Raw genomic sequence first — 14,623 nt, forward strand, 5'->3', positions numbered from 1 at the left:
GGAGAACCAAGATGATCAGCAAAAACACCATTTGTCTGTGGTACGACGGCACCGCGCTGGACGCTGCAACGTTCTACGCCGAGACGTTTCCCGACAGCGCTGTGGGAGCTGTCCTTCGCGCGCCTGGCGACTATCCGGCGGGCAAGCAGGGCGATGTCTTGACGGTCGAGTTCACGGTGATGGGTATCCCTTGTCTCGGACTGAACGGGGGCTCGGGGGTCAAGCACAACGAGGCTTTTTCGTTCCAGGTGGCGACCGACGACCAAGCCGAAACGGATCGCTTGTGGAACGCGATTGTCGGAAATGGCGGCCAGGAAAATGTATGCGGCTGGTGCCAGGACAAGTGGGGAGTGTCATGGCAGATCACACCACGCGTTCTGACCGCCGCGATAACCAATCCTGATCAAGCAGCGGCCAAGCGCGCGTTCGACGCCATGATGGAGATGGGAAAGATCGACATCGCTGCGATTGAAGCGGCTGTTAAGGGTTAACCAACGCTGCTTGGGACCGGGCGATTGACAAGCCACTTCTCCAACAACACTATCTGCCCATGACCTACACACCTTGCACGTACATGATGTATTCCTCCATGACCGCTTCCGGCGGGCCATGAGGTCATGCGTGCTTAGAACCTGACGTACTCACCAAGGCCCCGCCAGAAATGGACGGGGCTTTTTAGTTCTCCGTCCGCCGATGGTTAACGGAGATTGCAATGTTAGAGATCAAACGAGCCCATCACGGCGATTGCCGGACGGCATTCGACATTCGCCGTCAAGCGATACGGCATCAGTGCATCGGCGCCTATACCCTGCAGCAAATGAACGTCTGGACGGCAGGGGCAGCCGAGGACGGATATTGCGACCTGATGGAAAAACACTTTTATCTGGGGTGTATTCAGGGAGAGCCCGTGGCGACAGGCATGCTTGATCTGGAGAGGCGTGAAATCGGCGCGATCTTTGTCTTGCCTGGCTTTATGCAGCGAGGCATTGGCAAGCGCATTCTGGATTATCTTGAGTGCCTGGCGCGGGATCTGGGGCTGGAGGAAGTTAATCTGGACGCCACGTTGAACGCCGCTCACTTCTACCGGCGATGCGGTTTCGTCGGTGAACAGACGGCTATTTATCATTCGCCCTCCGGTCTGCAACTCGCTTGCATTCCGATGGTGAAGGCGTTTTGCGTTCTTGAGTGACTACTGCGCTTTCCAGTGACCTCCACCCGACTCGCAATCAATTTTCGCCTGACTCAAATGCTCAGCGCCGTAGTAATACGTAGTGACCTGAGCATTGTTGGGAATATTCAGCGATGTGCTGTTCTTGTCCTTGCTGGTGGAGTGAGGATTGGCCAGCGATTCTTGCGTCAACGTGGCGATGCACGTGGCCTGAGAATGATCGGCGCACTGTTCGACTTTTTTCTTGGTGCTGGTCAGCATGTCTTTGCTCTCGTTGCTGCATGACCAATCGATGGCGTTCACCGGCATGCCTTCGTACTCATAGCAGCTATGCGTTTCGACCACCGGCACGGAAGGGCTTTGAGAGCGGGTCAGCACGTCACAGCCTTCAGCCATGACCAGGGTGGGACTCAGGCTGACAAGCAGAAACAGCAGTCTACTGTTCATCGGGATTTCCTCTCCAATGGCGCCTTGTTTGATCAAAGATCAGCGCTGATAGGGTTTCGAAAACGCGACGAGGCGCAGGGTTCCATTGGTTTTTCAGATCCGCTGTGGGAGGGGGCGCAAAAAGCTCAGGCCCGATGGTATGCTCGCCGCGCCACGCGCTGGCAATCCAGGGAACACTCTTTAAGGAAGGGGATGGCGGATGATCGATTTCAACAACAAAGGCTTTTTCAAACTCAAGCAAAACAACGAGTACGCGGAGCGAGTCACCGCGCTGCTGCTGGACGGCGAGCAGGTCATTGATGCCTATAAATCCATGCGCGACGGCGTGGTGTTTACCAACAAACGAATCATTGCGGTGAACGTGCAAGGCATCACCGGCAGCAAAAAAGACTTCACTTCGTTGCCTTACAAAAACATCGTCGCTTACTCCGTGGAAACCTCGGGCACCTTCGACCTGGATTCTGAGCTGGAAATCTACTTCTCGGCGCTGGGCAGAGTGAAGTTTGAATTCACCGGGAGGACGTCGATGGTCGAGATTTCCAAACTCATCTCGCAGCATCTGTTGGGCTGAACCCGGATTTTCACGGTCATTGCGGCGAACTCCAATGCGAGCGCCGATTACCCAGGGAGAACGACATGAGCCAGACACTGGAACGCGCCATTGCCATCGCCGCCACCGCGCACGAGGGCCAGGTCGACAAGGGCGGAAACCCTTACATCCTGCATCCGTTGAAAGTCATGTTGCGGGTCACGACGCTGGAAGAACGCATCGTCGCGGTGCTGCATGACGTGGTCGAGGACTGCGGCATCAGCCTTGATGACCTGCGCAAGGAAGGCTTCAGCGAAGCCATTCTGACCGCCATCGAGTCGGTCACTAAAGTACCGGGTGAGTCCTATGAAGCCTTCGTCGAACGCGCGGCGCAGAACCCGATAGGCCGGGTGGTGAAACTGGCAGACCTGGAAGAGAACAGCGACTTGTCGCGGATCGCGCAGCCGTCGTGGGAAGACCTGGAGCGCGTTGAAAAATATCGGCGGGCGATCGGCGTGTTGCGTTCCTGACGAGCCGAACAAATAGATCAATTGCGCCCCGCACTGTGTAGCAGCTGGCGAAGCCTGCGTTCGGCTGCGCAGCAGTCGTAAATCCTGAACACAAGGTTTTCCTGAAGCATCGCATTGTCTGGACATCACGACTGCTTCGCAGCCGAACGCAGGCTTCGCCAGCTGCTACACAGTACGAGTTGCGTTACTGAGCAATAACATCAGTGCGCGGGGAAGGAACCCCGAAGCCATTTTGGATGAGCGTAGACCGTTTGATCGTCTCTGGATTGCCCTCTCCCCGGCAGGAGAGGGCAGGTGCCAGCCTTAGGTGTGATGAATTTCCCGATCCTTGGTTTCCGGCAGGAAGAACGTGCCAAGAATGGCTGTCATCACGGCGATGACAATCGGGTACCACAGGCCGTAGTAGATATCGCCGGTGGCCGCGACCATGGCGAACGCCACCGTGGGCAGAAAGCCGCCGAACCAGCCGTTGCCGATGTGGTAGGGCAGCGACATCGAGGTGTAGCGGATGCGCGCCGGGAAGAGCTCCACCAGCCAGGCGGCGATCGGGCCGTAGACCATGGTCACGTAGATCACCAGGATGGTCAGGAGCAGCAGCACCATCGGGTAGTTGGTCTTGGCCGGGTCGGCCTTCTCGGGGTAGCCGGCGTCCTTGAGCGCAGTACCGAGATTGGCGGCGAAGACGTCGTTCTTGGCCTTGAAGTCGGCAGCCGGCATGCCGGTGCCCTCGAAGCTCTGGATCACTTTCTCGCCAATGCGCACTTGCGCAACGGTGCCCGGCTCGGCCTTCACGTTTTCATAGGGGATGGCCCGCTTTGCCAACACCGTCTTGGCGAGGTCGCAGGAACTGTTGAATTTGGCCTTGCCCACCGGGTCGAACTGGAACGAGCACTGGTCGGGATCGGCGACCACCTTGACCGGGTTCTTCTCCTGCGCGATGAATACGTCGGGGTTACCGTATTGGGTCAAGGCATGGAAGATCGGGAAGTAGGTCACTGCCGCCAGGATACAGCCGGCCATGATGATCCCTTTGCGGCCGATACGGTCGGACAGGCTGCCGAATATGACGAAGAACGGCGTGCCGATCAGCAGGGAGCCGGCAATCAGCAAATTGGCGGTCTGCGCTTCGATCTTCAACGTCTGCAGCAGGAAGAACAGCGCATAGAACTGCCCGGTGTACCAGACGACGGCCTGGCCGGCAGTACCGCCAAGCAGGGCCATGATCACGATCTTGAGGTTTTCCCAACGGGCGAAGGATTCGGTCAGCGGTGCCTTGGAGGACTTGCCTTCGGCTTTCATCTTCAAGAACACCGGCGACTCGCTGAGTTGCAAGCGGATGTACACCGAGACGATCAGCAGCAGGATCGACAGCAGGAACGGAATCCGCCAGCCCCAGGCCTCGAAGGCTTCTGTGCCGAGGACCGTGCGGCAGGCGAGGATCACCAGCAGCGAGAGGAACAGCCCAAGGGTTGCAGTGGTTTGAATCCACGAAGTGAAGTAGCCGCGCTTGCCTTTCGGCGCATGTTCCGCCACGTAGGTCGCCGCGCCGCCGTACTCACCACCCAGGGCCAGGCCTTGCAGCAGGCGCAGGCTGATCAGGATGATCGGTGCTGCCACGCCGATGGTCGCGTAGCCGGGCAAAAAGCCCACCACGGCGGTGGAGACACCCATGATCACGATGGTGATGAGAAAGGTGTGTTTACGCCCGATCATGTCACCCAGCCGGCCGAACACGATGGCGCCGAAGGGGCGTACCGCGAAGCCCGCGGCGAACGCGAGCAGCGCGAAGATGAAGGACGTTGTCTCATTGACGCCGGCGAAGAAGTGCTTCGCGATGATCGCAGCGAGAGACCCATAAAGGTAGAAATCGTACCACTCGAATACGGTGCCCAGGGACGAGGCAAAAATGACCTTGCGCTCCTCCTTGGTGATCCCGTGGTGGGGCGCGCTGCCCGTGGATGTGTTGTCGATTGCGGCCATGAGTCTTCTCCGTCGTTCTTGTTATAGGCCGGAGTACCTCACTACCTTTTTTGCCGCACCCAGGCCCTGGGGCTGATGTCGTCGGATTACGGATTGCGCGAAGCATGCACACAGGCTGACGGCCTCGCATCGCTGCAAGGTTTCCTGAAGCATAATCGGCTTCTCGCAGATATCCACTGCCATCACGCTCAACCCCGGGCTGATTCGCCAATGTGAGCCGAAAACCCGAACTCATCCGCAGCAATCTCATCGCGCAACGTCAGTTGCGGAATCTCATACGCCCCCGAATTTTGCGGACGAAACGCGATGGGCTGCGTCGTCCAAAGGTCATCCAGCCGCTGCCCAAGTGCGTCACACGTCGCTGAAAAGCGTGCGTCGTCCATTCGGCCAGTGCGATAGATCATGAACGGTGGCAACACGTCGAAACCGGGATAGAACAACACGCCGTGCTGGATCGGGAATAACAGATCATCGATCGGGCCATTGATACCCCTCGGGCTGTAATGAGACTCCCAGCCGCCCGCGGTCACGACCAGCATCGCCCGCTTGCCCGCCAGTGTGCCTTCCCCGTAACGGTCACCCCAGCGCGCGTCGGAATGTTCCCCCACGCCATAGGCGAAACCATAGGCGTAGACCCGCTCCACCCAGCCTTTGAGGATCGCCGGCATCGAGAACCACCACAGGGGAAATTGCAGGATCACGGCGTCCGCCCACATCAGCTTCTCTTGCTCACGCGCGATGTCGTGTTTTTGCAGGCCTTGCTCGAACGCACGCTTGGAGTCCAATGACGGATCAAAGCGCGAGTCGGTGGGCCGGCCGAGGCTGTCATCGGCATCCAGCGAGGCTTTCCAGTTCATCGCGTACAAGTCTGAAACCTGGACCTGGTGGCCGGCAGCTTCCAGCCGTTCGACGGCGAAGTCTTTGAGCGAGCCGTTCAAGGACTTGGGTTCAGGGTGGGCATAAACGAGCAAAACATTCATCGCAGAGTCTCCGGTGTCTGAAGGCTGCAGGATCGGATGTTGATCGGTATATTGGAAATGAATAACCAATATGCCAGGTATTGTGATGAATAATCTGCGGCGCCTGGACATCAACCTGTTGCTGACCCTTGATGTCCTGCTCTCGGAACACAACGTGACCCGCGCGGCACAGCGACTGAATCTGTCGCAACCGTCGGTGAGTGTGCATCTGGCGAAACTGCGCGATATTTTTGGTGATCCGCTATTGCTGCCGGGCCCACGGGGCATGCGGCCCACCGCTCGGGCCGATGAGTTGCGCGAACCGCTGCGCCAGGCGCTGGAAGCACTGGAGCGCGCGGTGTCGCCCGCGGACGCTTTCAACCCGGCCGAGGCGCAACAGACGTGGAAGGTCATGGCGTCCGATTACGGCGAGTCGACCATCCTGTTGCCCGCATTGGCCGGTCTGCGGTCGGCAGCACCGGGCACGCGCTTGGCGGTGTTTGATCTGGTGCCGCCACGACTGGCCAAACAAGCGGAGCAGGGCGCCATCGATCTGGCCTTTCATACCAGCGAGGACTCGCCACCCGGTTTGCATCGCCGGGCACTGTTCACCGAACGCTATGTGCTGGTGGGGCGTGCCGACCATCCGCGTCTGCAAAAGCGGCCGACACTGGCGCAGTTCTGCGAGCTCGATCATGTGATCGTGTCGCCCGATGGCGGCGGCTTTCACGGCACCACTGACGGGGCGCTCGCTGAAGTCGGACTGACGCGTCGGGTCGTGCTGTCGGTTCCGCACTTTCTGTTTGTCCGCTCGGTGCTGGAGAGCACGGACCTGGTGGCGATGCTGCCAGCACGGCTGGTTCGTGACACAAACGGGCTGGCAGTGGTCGAGCCGCCGCTGGAGGTGCCGGGTTACGAAATGAGCATGCTCTGGCCGGAGCGCTGCCATCGCGATCCGGCGCATCAATGGTTGCGGGCATTTATTGTGGGGGCGGTTTGAAGACTCAAGTCTTGATCACGTACCCATAGGCTCGAATGCGACCACCTTCCTGTTTCAAGTACACGCCCTGCAGTTCGGGGGTGAAGCCAGGCAGTGAGTTGATACCTTCCTCCAGCGCCAGGAAGTATTTGAGCACCGCACCGCCCCATATTTCCCCGGGCACCACGCAGAGCACGCCGGGTGGATAGGGAAGTGCCCCTTCGGCAGCGATGCGACCCTCCGCGTCTGCCAGCGCCACCAGTTCGACGTTGCCACGGATGAATTCGAACTGCGCTGCCTGCGGATTCATCGCCTTTTTCGGGAAGTGTTCCTTGCGGAACATTGCCTTCTGCAATTGCTGGACGTTGTGGGTGCGGTAGAGGTCGTGCATCTCCTGGCAGAGTTGGCGAATGGTGTAGTTGCGATAGCGCTCCTCGTGTTGCGCATAGATGGCCGGCAACACCCGGCTCATCGGCGCGTCATCACTGATGAAGCGTTCAAAGCGCGCGATCTGTGCGGCGAGATGAGTCATCTTCGCCCAGTCTTCGGCCGGGGTGAGCAGGAACAGAATCGAGTTCAGGTCGCACTTTTCCGGAACGATGCCATTCTCGCGCAGGAAGTTGGCGAGGATGCCGGCATGGATACCGAAGTCGGTGTAACTGCCATCGACCGGGTCGATGCCTGGCGTGGTGAACAGCAACTTGCAGGGGTCGATGAAGTATTGCTTGTCAGCGTAACCGCTGAAGGCATGCCAGCGATCTTTCGGATGGAATTCGAAAAACCGGATGTCGTTGGCGATGTCTTCAGTCGGATGGTCCTGCCATGGGCGACCGTCAATGGTGTCCGGCACAAATGGGCGGACCATGGTGCACGCTTCCAGAATCAATTTGCGCGCGTCGATGCCGAACTTCACACAGTCTTCCCACAGGCGCAGGCCACTGCGCCCGGAATGGATGCGCGCGTTCACATCCAGTGAGGCGAACAGTGGGTAAAACGGACTGGTAGAGGCTTGGGCCATGAAGGCGTTGTTCAGCCGTGCATGGTTGCAATAACGGGCCTGGCCCTTGATATGGCGATCTTTCTTGTGGATCTGCGAAGCCTGGGAAAACCCCGCCTGCTGTTTGTGTACCGATTGAGTGACAAAGATCCCGGGATCGTTTTCATGCAGATCCAGCAGCAATGGCGAGCAATCCTTCATCATCGGGATGAACTGTTCGTAGCCCACCCACGCCGAGTCAAACAGGATGTAGTCGCACAGTTTGCCGATGCGATCGACGACTTGTCTGGCGTTGTAGATGGTGCCGTCATAGGTGCCCAGCTGAATGATCGCCAGACGAAACGGCCGCGGCAGTTGGGCCTTGTCCGGCGCAACTTCGCTGATGAGTTCGCGCAGGTAATCTTCTTCGAAACAATGGGCGTCAATCCCGCCGATGAACCCATAAGGGTTGCGCGCGGTTTCCAGGTATACCGGGGTCGCCCCCGCCTGGATCAACGCACCCTGGTGATTGGATTTGTGGTTGTTGCGGTCGAACAGCACCAGATCGCCAGGCGTGAGCAGCGCGTTGGTGACCACCTTGTTGGAGGCCGATGTGCCATTGAGTACGAAGTAGGTCTTGTCGGCGTTGAACACCTGCGCTGCGTGTTTTTGCGCCAGAAGTGCCGGGCCTTCGTGGATCAGCAAATCGCCGAGTTTGACGTCGGCGTTGCACATGTCGGCGCGAAACAGGGTCTCGCCGAAGAAGTCGAAGAACTGCCGGCCAGCCGGGTGTTTGCGGAAAAACTGGCCGCCCTGGTGGCCAGGGCAGGCGAACGTCGCGTTGGCCGATTCGGTGTAGTGCTTGAGCGCATCAAAGAAGGGCGGCAGCAGACTTTCTTCATAGGCTTTTGCCGCGGTCTCCAGTTGGTTGCCATGGTATTCGGCGTTGTTGCGCGAGGGGTCAAAAATGCCATTCACCTGAAGCAGAACATCTTGCAGGTGCTTGTAGACGTCCCGGGCGCGGTTGCCGGAACCGGGGGAGGCGACGAGAAAAATGGGGATGTCGAAACCGGTACGCTGCAGGGCGTCCAGGGCGCCCGCCATCACATCTTCCACAGAGAACACCGCAACCGCGACATCGGTGTAGTCGGTTTGATTGAGCGGAATCACTTCTCGGGAGGTCTGGAAACAATCGAACGCGGAATCACTGGCGGCTATTTTCAGGGCTTTCATGCGGGGGAATCTCCTAGCGGACAGTCACTTGTCGGCTTTTTTCAAGAGATCAATTTAGCGAGGGCGCCTTCAAGGTTCCCTGATCCAAATCATGTCGCCACTGGTTATAGACCATGCGGGTAAGGGTTACGGCTTTTCTACCGGATTTTGCCAAGGACTGCCGACAGGCGTTCGACCACTTCTGTTTCGGCAACCCCTTCGTCGGCGCCTTCATGAAAGACCGCGCAACTCGCTGCGTTTTCGCCATCAACACAGCGATAGACCGCCACTACGCTGCCTGGACCGGCGCCAGTGTGTCCGCTCAACGTCAGATCGCCCATGACCAGACCCTGCATCAGGCCGAGACCGTAGCCCGGGGAAGTCCACGGGCGACCGGGAATCGGGCCGCCGAGTACGCGTGCCGTTTGCATCGCTTGCTGCAGTGCGTTTGGCAGAAGGTTGGCGGCCAGCAGGCCGTCCAGACAAAGGGCGGCTTCCTCTAGCGTGCCGACAAGTAAACCGTGATAGACCCAACCGGGGTCGTAGGTTGGCGCGCTCCCCATGTTCACACCGTCCAGATCGGCTCGCGTTTTGGCGAGGCGTACGCGGGTTAAACCGAGGGGGACGAACACACGCTCGGCCAGCGCCTCTTCAAGCGTGCGCCCTGTCACGCGTTCAATCAGTCGCACGACATACAGATAGCCGACATTCGAATAGCGCCAACCGCCCCCGGGTGCGTAGCGCAAACGGGTGGCATCAAGGCGTTGCAGCATGTCATCGGCCGACCAGGGCGTCTCATGGCGGGCCACGGCGTTGTGGTAGTCGGCGAGTTCGCCATAATCCGCCAGCCCGGCCTCATGCCGCAGCAGCTGGCGCAGCGTGAAGGGGCCTTCAGCAACGGTATCGTCCAGGTTGATCAACCCGTCACGCACCAGTGACAGCGCGGCAGCAGCGAGCACGGTTTTGGTAAAACTCCACCAGGGCACCGTTGTATCCGGCCTTTCAGGCGTAATGAGAGCGCCGTTCGATACAAGGGAACACAGCATGAGTTGACTCTGGCTGGAGGAGGGAGCGAATGGCCCTTGGCTTCTGCTGATCAGGCGTGACCCAACGCAATCGCGAACGAGACCACGATCATGCAGGCAAAGGCAAAGTTTAGATTCATGAAGTTTTCATCCAAAACATTTGTGATGGCGCCATCTTGAACAAGTCACAAACAAATAAAAAATTCGGCTTCATGATTTGAATCATCGAAACAATTGATGTCTGGGTGGTTTGTGTTTATCCCGCGATGTGGCTAGTCTCGCACAAACACGCAATTACACGCAAAAGCGGGCAAAAACATGCGCGACTCACACTCCGCCGCCGAACTCCCTCATCTGCGTCGGCAAAAAATCCTGTTGATTCTCGAACGTGACGGCAAGGTCATGGCGGGCGAGCTGAGCCAGCATTTCGCGGTGTCCGAAGACACCATTCGCCGGGATCTGGCGGAGCTGGCGACCGCCGGGCTGGTGCAGCGGGTGCACGGCGGGGCACTGCCGCGGCCCAAGGATACTGGCAAGGATTATTTCACCCGCGTCAGCGAAACCGATGAGGTGAAAACACACCTGGCGCAACTCGCCGCACGTCAGGTACACAACGGCCAGATTGTGATTTTCGATTCGGGGAGCACGACGCTGCAGATCGCCCGATCTCTACCGTCGGACATTGCCATTACGGCCGTCACCGCCTCGCCGATGATCGCGATCACCCTGGCCGAATACAAAGGCATCACGGTGATTTTGGCCGGCGGGCAACTCAATCCCGCGACCATGTCGGCCAGCGGACATGAAACCCTGCGGCTGATTGAGGGCATCAAGGCTGATCTGCTGTTCACCGGCGTCTGTGCGATTCACCCGGAAGTCGGCATCAGCTCCCTGCATTTCGACGAGGTGCCGGTCAAACAGGCGATGCTCGCCAGCGCCTCCCATGTCGTTGCCGTCACCACCGCCGACAAACTGGGGGCGGTGGAGCCGTTTGTAGTTGCGCCGTGTCAGCGTATTCATACCCTGATCACCGAGCGTCATGTGGCGTCGGGCAATGTCGAGGACTATCAAAAACTCGGGATCGAGGTGGTGCAGGTGGAGGCGTGACCATCATGCTTCAGCCCGCGGTCACCGGTGGAAAAAAGGCGATCTCGTCAAAGTCCTCGATCGCCTGATCCGGATGGCACAGCTCCTGGTTCAGGGCACACATCAAGTTGCTTTCACCGAACACCTCTGCCCAGACACCGCCACGTGCGATCAGCAGTTGGCGGACGTCGTCGATGCTTTTGAGGGTTGCCGTCAATGGCAGCTTTTCACCGCCAAGGTTCAGTTGCTCGCGATAGCGAGCGAAGTAACTGATCAGAATCATTGCGCGTCCTCCCACTGGAATTTCCCCGAACGGCCACCGTGTTTGCTGAGCAGACGGATCTCGCCGATGACCATGCCGCGATCCACCGCTTTGCACATGTCGTAAAGGGTCAGCGCAGCCACACTGACGGCGGTCAGTGCTTCCAGTTCGACGCCGGTCTGCCCTTCGAGGCGCACAGGCTTTGAGCGACCATGTTTGCGTGGCCCAGGCTGTCGAGGTGCGTCAAGCCGTTGGGTGGAATTGGCGGGGTGTCTGTCATGGAGAACTCCTGCGCTCACGTGAGCGATCATCGTCTGAAGGCTTTGGCGCAGGTGCATTGGTGTAGGTTAGTTCACTTGATTGTTTAACTTGGCACACCATGATTAATTCCTGCAGCACTGAATTAAGTTCAGGCTACGGATATTAAATAAGAGCGTCCAATCGCTTGTTCTGATTCAGTGATTGGTTGCGTCGATCACCCTGTCCAAAAGTATGTAAGTGACTGGTTAGTTGGAAATAACAAGTGTCAGCTCTTTGGAGTGAATAGCAGCCTGGCTTCAGCAAAACATTTCTCGGCAATGGCCGACCGAGGCTCGGTTTTGCGCATGACCAGGCCCAGAGGAGCAAGCACACTGGCATCCGGCAGGTTGATGAACGCCAGATGTTCGATGGGCTCTTCCAGGCCGCTGTCCAGCGGCATGATGGCGCAGCAAAAACCTTCGTGAATCGCCTGGAGCAACTGGTACGTCGAATCGCTTTCCAGTATCGGCTGCGGGTTGAGCCCACGGCTGCGGAAGCTCAGATCGATGGATTTTCGATAGTGCATGCCGTTGCTGATCATCCCCAGTGGCAGTTCGGCGGCGTCTTCCCAGCTCATTTCAGTGCCTTCGAAATGGAAATGCCGCGTGTCGTACAGCAGACCGACGCGGGTCTCGCCGATTTCGAAAGACTCGAAATAGTTCGGGTTGACGTGATCGAGGTAGCACACGCCCAGGTCTAGTTGATTGTTGCCAAGGCCTTCGATGATCTCGTCTGAGCTGAGCGAGGACAGGCTGAATTTGATCTCGGGGAAGCTGCGGTTGAGGCCCTGAATGTAGCTGACGGGATTAAAACTGCTCAGCGGCACCAGGCCCAGACGCAAGTTGCCGACCAATTGGCCACGGCATGCGGCGGCTTCAGCGAAGAGCCCGTCGTGGGCGGCCAGCAATGTTTTGGCCCATGCCAGCACACGTTCACCGGCCTGGGTAAAACCCTCGAAGCGCTGGCCCCGGGTGACCAGCACCAGGTCCAGTTCATCCTCCAGGTTGCGCAAGCGCATGGACAGGGTCGGCTGAGTGATGTGACAGCGCGCGGCGGCCTGCCCGAAGTGCCGGGTCTGCTCCAGTGCGATCAGGAACTTGAGTTGTTTGATGTCCATGATGGCACCTGCTGACGGTGAGAGGTAAGTATTGACTCAGGTGCCGAAGACACAAGGCTGGCTGATGGCGTTAGGCGCAGACGATCTCACTGTCTTTCTCGTGCGTCCAATCAGCTGTTTTTAAGGGGTTATCGATGGGCTCTATCACCGGTGGATTATTTGAATTTAATACACACTATTTTTCGATAGAGGCGCTCGATAGTGTGGTTGGTTAGAGTGATTAGACACTCAGCGTTTAAGCCCTTTAGTCTCCGGTAGTTATTTAATTTATATCGGCCGGAGAATGACATGAGCGTGAAATCGGATGCGTTGTTTATACCGTTGAATATTGCCGTGCTGACCGTCAGCGATACCCGTGAATATGCCAATGACACGTCCGGGCAATTACTGGTCAGCCGCTTGCTGGAAGCCGGGCATACCCTGAGCGAGCGAAACATGCTGAAGGACGACCTGTACAAAATCCGCGCGCAAGTCGCGCACTGGATTGCCGATGAGGGGATTCAGGTGGTGCTGATTACCGGGGGCACTGGATTCACCGGCCGCGACAGCACGCCTGAGGCGGTGGGCTGTTTGCTGGATAAACAGATTGATGGCTTTGGTGAGTTGTTCCGGGCGATTTCCATCCTCGACATCGGCACGTCCACGGTGCAGAGCCGGGCCTTGGCCGGGCTGGCCAACGGCACGCTGGTGTGCTGCCTGCCAGGTTCCACAGGCGCTTGTCGCACGGCGTGGGAAGGCATTCTTGCCGAGCAACTGGACGCCCGTCACCGACCGTGCAATTTCGTGCCGCACCTCAAGCCTGTGCAAGCCTGCGGGTCACGGGGATGAGTCGGTCAGCGCTGATGCCGGTGGAAGAGGCCATTGCGCGGTTGCTGGAGATGGCTGAGGCGCAACGTCTTCAAGACAGCGAGCCGGTACTTTTGAGCGAAGCCCGGCAACGGGTGCTGGCCAATGATTTGCTGGCGACCCTGGACCTGCCGCCCTGGCCGAACAGCGCCATGGATGGTTATGCCCTGAATGTGAATGACTGGCACGGCGAGCCACTGGCCGTGTCGCAGCAGATTTTTGCCGGCCGTGCCCCCGAAGCGTTACGCCGGGGAACCTGCGCCCGCATCTTCACCGGAGCCCCAGTACCGCAGGGGCCAACTGTGTGGAGATGCAGGAGAACACGCAGGTGCTGGACGACGGCCGCGTCAGTTTCAAGCAGCCGCTGGCGGAGGGTGACAATATCCGCCCGCAAGGCCAGGAGAACCGTGCTGGGCAGGTGCTGCTGCTTGCTGGCAAGCGACTCGGCCCTTTGGAGTTGGCCGTCGCTGCGGCTCAGGGCCGCACCCATGTGCACGTCGTGCGGCGGCCACGGGTCGCCTTGCTCTCCACCGGTGATGAACTGGTCGATCCGGGAATGCCGCTCAACCCCGGCAGCATCTACAACAGCAACCGCACCTTGTTGAGCCATTGGCTGAGTGCATTGGGTTGCGAGGTCATCGATGCCGGCATTCTTCCTGACGATGCCCGGCAGACGCGCCTCAAGCTCGAACAGTTGCAGCACGCGGCGGACTTGATTCTCACCACGGGTGGCGTGTCTGCGGGTGACGCCGATTGTCTCGGGCAGGTGTTGCGTGAATGCGGTAAACCGCTGCTCTGGAAGCTGTCGATCAAGCCGGGCAAACCGTTGACCGTGGGCCATTTTGGCACCGTGCCCGTCATCGGCCTGTCCGGCAACCCGACGTCGGCGCTGGTGACGTTTGGCTTGTTGGCGCGGCCTTATGTGTTGCGGATTCAGGGTGTTGAGGACGTCACTCCATTGAGCTTCCCGATCAGCGTCGGTTTTGCCTGGCCGAAACCGGGCAGCCGCCGAGAGTACCTCAGGGCGCGGTTGGAGGCGGGTCGGGCGGTGCTTTATCCGAACCAGAGTTCAGGCGTGTTGCTGGGCGCGTCTTGGGCGGATGGGCTGGTAGAGATTCCAGAGGGCTGCACGCTGGAAGTCGGCGACACGGCGCGGTTTATTCCCTTCAGCGAACTGTTCTAAAAAACGTAACGCAGTCTGTAGCAG

The 14,623-nt window shown here is 58.7% G+C and carries 14 protein-coding genes and 2 pseudogenes; 8 read left to right on the forward strand and 8 right to left on the reverse strand.

What is annotated here, in order from left to right; genetic code table 11:
* Nucleotides 1-11: 11 nt before the first annotated feature.
* Nucleotides 12-491: a VOC family protein gene (locus ACMXYI_RS19525; protein ID WP_415768645.1), complete on the forward strand. Its 480-nt coding sequence runs from the start codon at nt 12-14 to the stop codon at nt 489-491.
* 221 nt (nt 492-712) lie between these two features.
* Nucleotides 713-1,189: a GNAT family N-acetyltransferase gene (locus ACMXYI_RS19530; protein WP_415768646.1), complete on the forward strand. Its 477-nt coding sequence runs from the start codon at nt 713-715 to the stop codon at nt 1,187-1,189.
* On the opposite strand, the gene ACMXYI_RS19535 is transcribed toward ACMXYI_RS19530, so the two are convergent.
* Nucleotides 1,190-1,615, reverse strand: a complete 426-nt coding sequence (locus ACMXYI_RS19535; RefSeq protein WP_415768647.1) for a hypothetical protein — start codon at nt 1,613-1,615, stop codon at nt 1,190-1,192.
* A 199-nt stretch (nt 1,616-1,814) separates the two neighbouring features.
* On the opposite strand from ACMXYI_RS19535, the gene ACMXYI_RS19540 reads away from it, so the two are divergent.
* On the forward strand, nt 1,815-2,186 hold the full coding sequence (locus ACMXYI_RS19540; protein ID WP_046049313.1) for a PH domain-containing protein: 372 nt from the start codon (nt 1,815-1,817) through the stop codon (nt 2,184-2,186).
* A 65-nt stretch (nt 2,187-2,251) separates the two neighbouring features.
* On the forward strand, nt 2,252-2,674 hold the full coding sequence (locus ACMXYI_RS19545; protein WP_415768648.1) for an HD domain-containing protein: 423 nt from the start codon (nt 2,252-2,254) through the stop codon (nt 2,672-2,674).
* A gap of 303 nt (nt 2,675-2,977) precedes the next feature.
* On the opposite strand, the gene ACMXYI_RS19550 is transcribed toward ACMXYI_RS19545, so the two are convergent.
* Together ACMXYI_RS19550 and ACMXYI_RS19555 are read right to left on the reverse strand one after the other, a co-directional pair.
* Complete coding sequence (locus ACMXYI_RS19550) at nt 2,978-4,654, reverse strand: MFS transporter (RefSeq protein WP_415768649.1); 1,677 nt, start codon at nt 4,652-4,654, stop codon at nt 2,978-2,980.
* Nucleotides 4,655-4,842: 188 nt separating this feature from the next.
* Nucleotides 4,843-5,634, reverse strand: coding sequence for an NAD(P)H-dependent oxidoreductase (locus ACMXYI_RS19555; RefSeq protein WP_415768650.1), 792 nt, complete (start codon nt 5,632-5,634; stop codon nt 4,843-4,845).
* A gap of 85 nt (nt 5,635-5,719) precedes the next feature.
* Between ACMXYI_RS19555 and ACMXYI_RS19560 the strand changes: the two genes are divergently transcribed.
* Nucleotides 5,720-6,613, forward strand: a complete 894-nt coding sequence (locus tag ACMXYI_RS19560) for a LysR family transcriptional regulator (RefSeq protein ID WP_415768651.1) — start codon at nt 5,720-5,722, stop codon at nt 6,611-6,613.
* Nucleotides 6,614-6,617: 4 nt separating this feature from the next.
* On the opposite strand, the gene speF is transcribed toward ACMXYI_RS19560, so the two are convergent.
* Both speF and ACMXYI_RS19570 read right to left on the reverse strand, forming a co-directional pair.
* Nucleotides 6,618-8,801 (reverse strand): ornithine decarboxylase SpeF, encoded by a 2,184-nt coding sequence (gene speF, locus ACMXYI_RS19565; protein ID WP_415768652.1) that lies wholly within the window; start codon nt 8,799-8,801, stop codon nt 6,618-6,620.
* Nucleotides 8,802-8,938: 137 nt separating this feature from the next.
* A complete protein-coding gene (locus ACMXYI_RS19570) occupies nt 8,939-9,826 on the reverse strand; it encodes a serine hydrolase domain-containing protein (RefSeq protein ID WP_415768653.1) in 888 nt (295 codons plus the stop codon).
* 297 nt (nt 9,827-10,123) lie between these two features.
* On the opposite strand from ACMXYI_RS19570, the gene ACMXYI_RS19575 reads away from it, so the two are divergent.
* Complete coding sequence (locus ACMXYI_RS19575) at nt 10,124-10,912, forward strand: DeoR/GlpR family DNA-binding transcription regulator (protein ID WP_415768654.1); 789 nt, start codon at nt 10,124-10,126, stop codon at nt 10,910-10,912.
* Between the two features lie 10 nt (nt 10,913-10,922).
* On the opposite strand, the gene ACMXYI_RS19580 is transcribed toward ACMXYI_RS19575, so the two are convergent.
* The 3 genes and pseudogenes from ACMXYI_RS19580 to ACMXYI_RS19590 form a co-directional block, all read right to left on the reverse strand.
* On the reverse strand, nt 10,923-11,174 hold the full coding sequence (locus ACMXYI_RS19580) for a MoaD/ThiS family protein (protein WP_415768655.1): 252 nt from the start codon (nt 11,172-11,174) through the stop codon (nt 10,923-10,925).
* Nucleotides 11,171-11,347 (reverse strand): annotated as a pseudogene (locus ACMXYI_RS19585) (cyclic pyranopterin monophosphate synthase MoaC); the annotation flags it as partial. The pseudogene ACMXYI_RS19585 and the gene ACMXYI_RS19580, both read right to left, overlap by 4 nt.
* A 332-nt stretch (nt 11,348-11,679) precedes the next feature.
* Entirely contained in the window at nt 11,680-12,570 is an 891-nt protein-coding gene (locus ACMXYI_RS19590) for a LysR family transcriptional regulator (RefSeq protein ID WP_415768656.1), read from the reverse strand.
* Between the two features lie 288 nt (nt 12,571-12,858).
* Here ACMXYI_RS19590 and moaB point away from each other — a divergent pair, with 288 nt between their 5' ends.
* Both moaB and ACMXYI_RS19600 read left to right on the forward strand, forming a co-directional pair.
* Nucleotides 12,859-13,398 (forward strand): molybdenum cofactor biosynthesis protein B, encoded by a 540-nt coding sequence (moaB, locus tag ACMXYI_RS19595; protein WP_415768657.1) that lies wholly within the window; start codon nt 12,859-12,861, stop codon nt 13,396-13,398.
* Nucleotides 13,395-14,599, forward strand: a pseudogene (locus ACMXYI_RS19600) (molybdopterin molybdotransferase MoeA). Before moaB ends, ACMXYI_RS19600 begins: the two are co-directional and overlap by 4 nt.
* Nucleotides 14,600-14,623: the final 24 nt, after the last annotated feature.

The sequence above is a fragment of the Pseudomonas lyxosi genome, assembly GCF_047758685.1.
GTDB lineage: Bacteria > Pseudomonadota > Gammaproteobacteria > Pseudomonadales > Pseudomonadaceae > Aquipseudomonas > Aquipseudomonas lyxosi.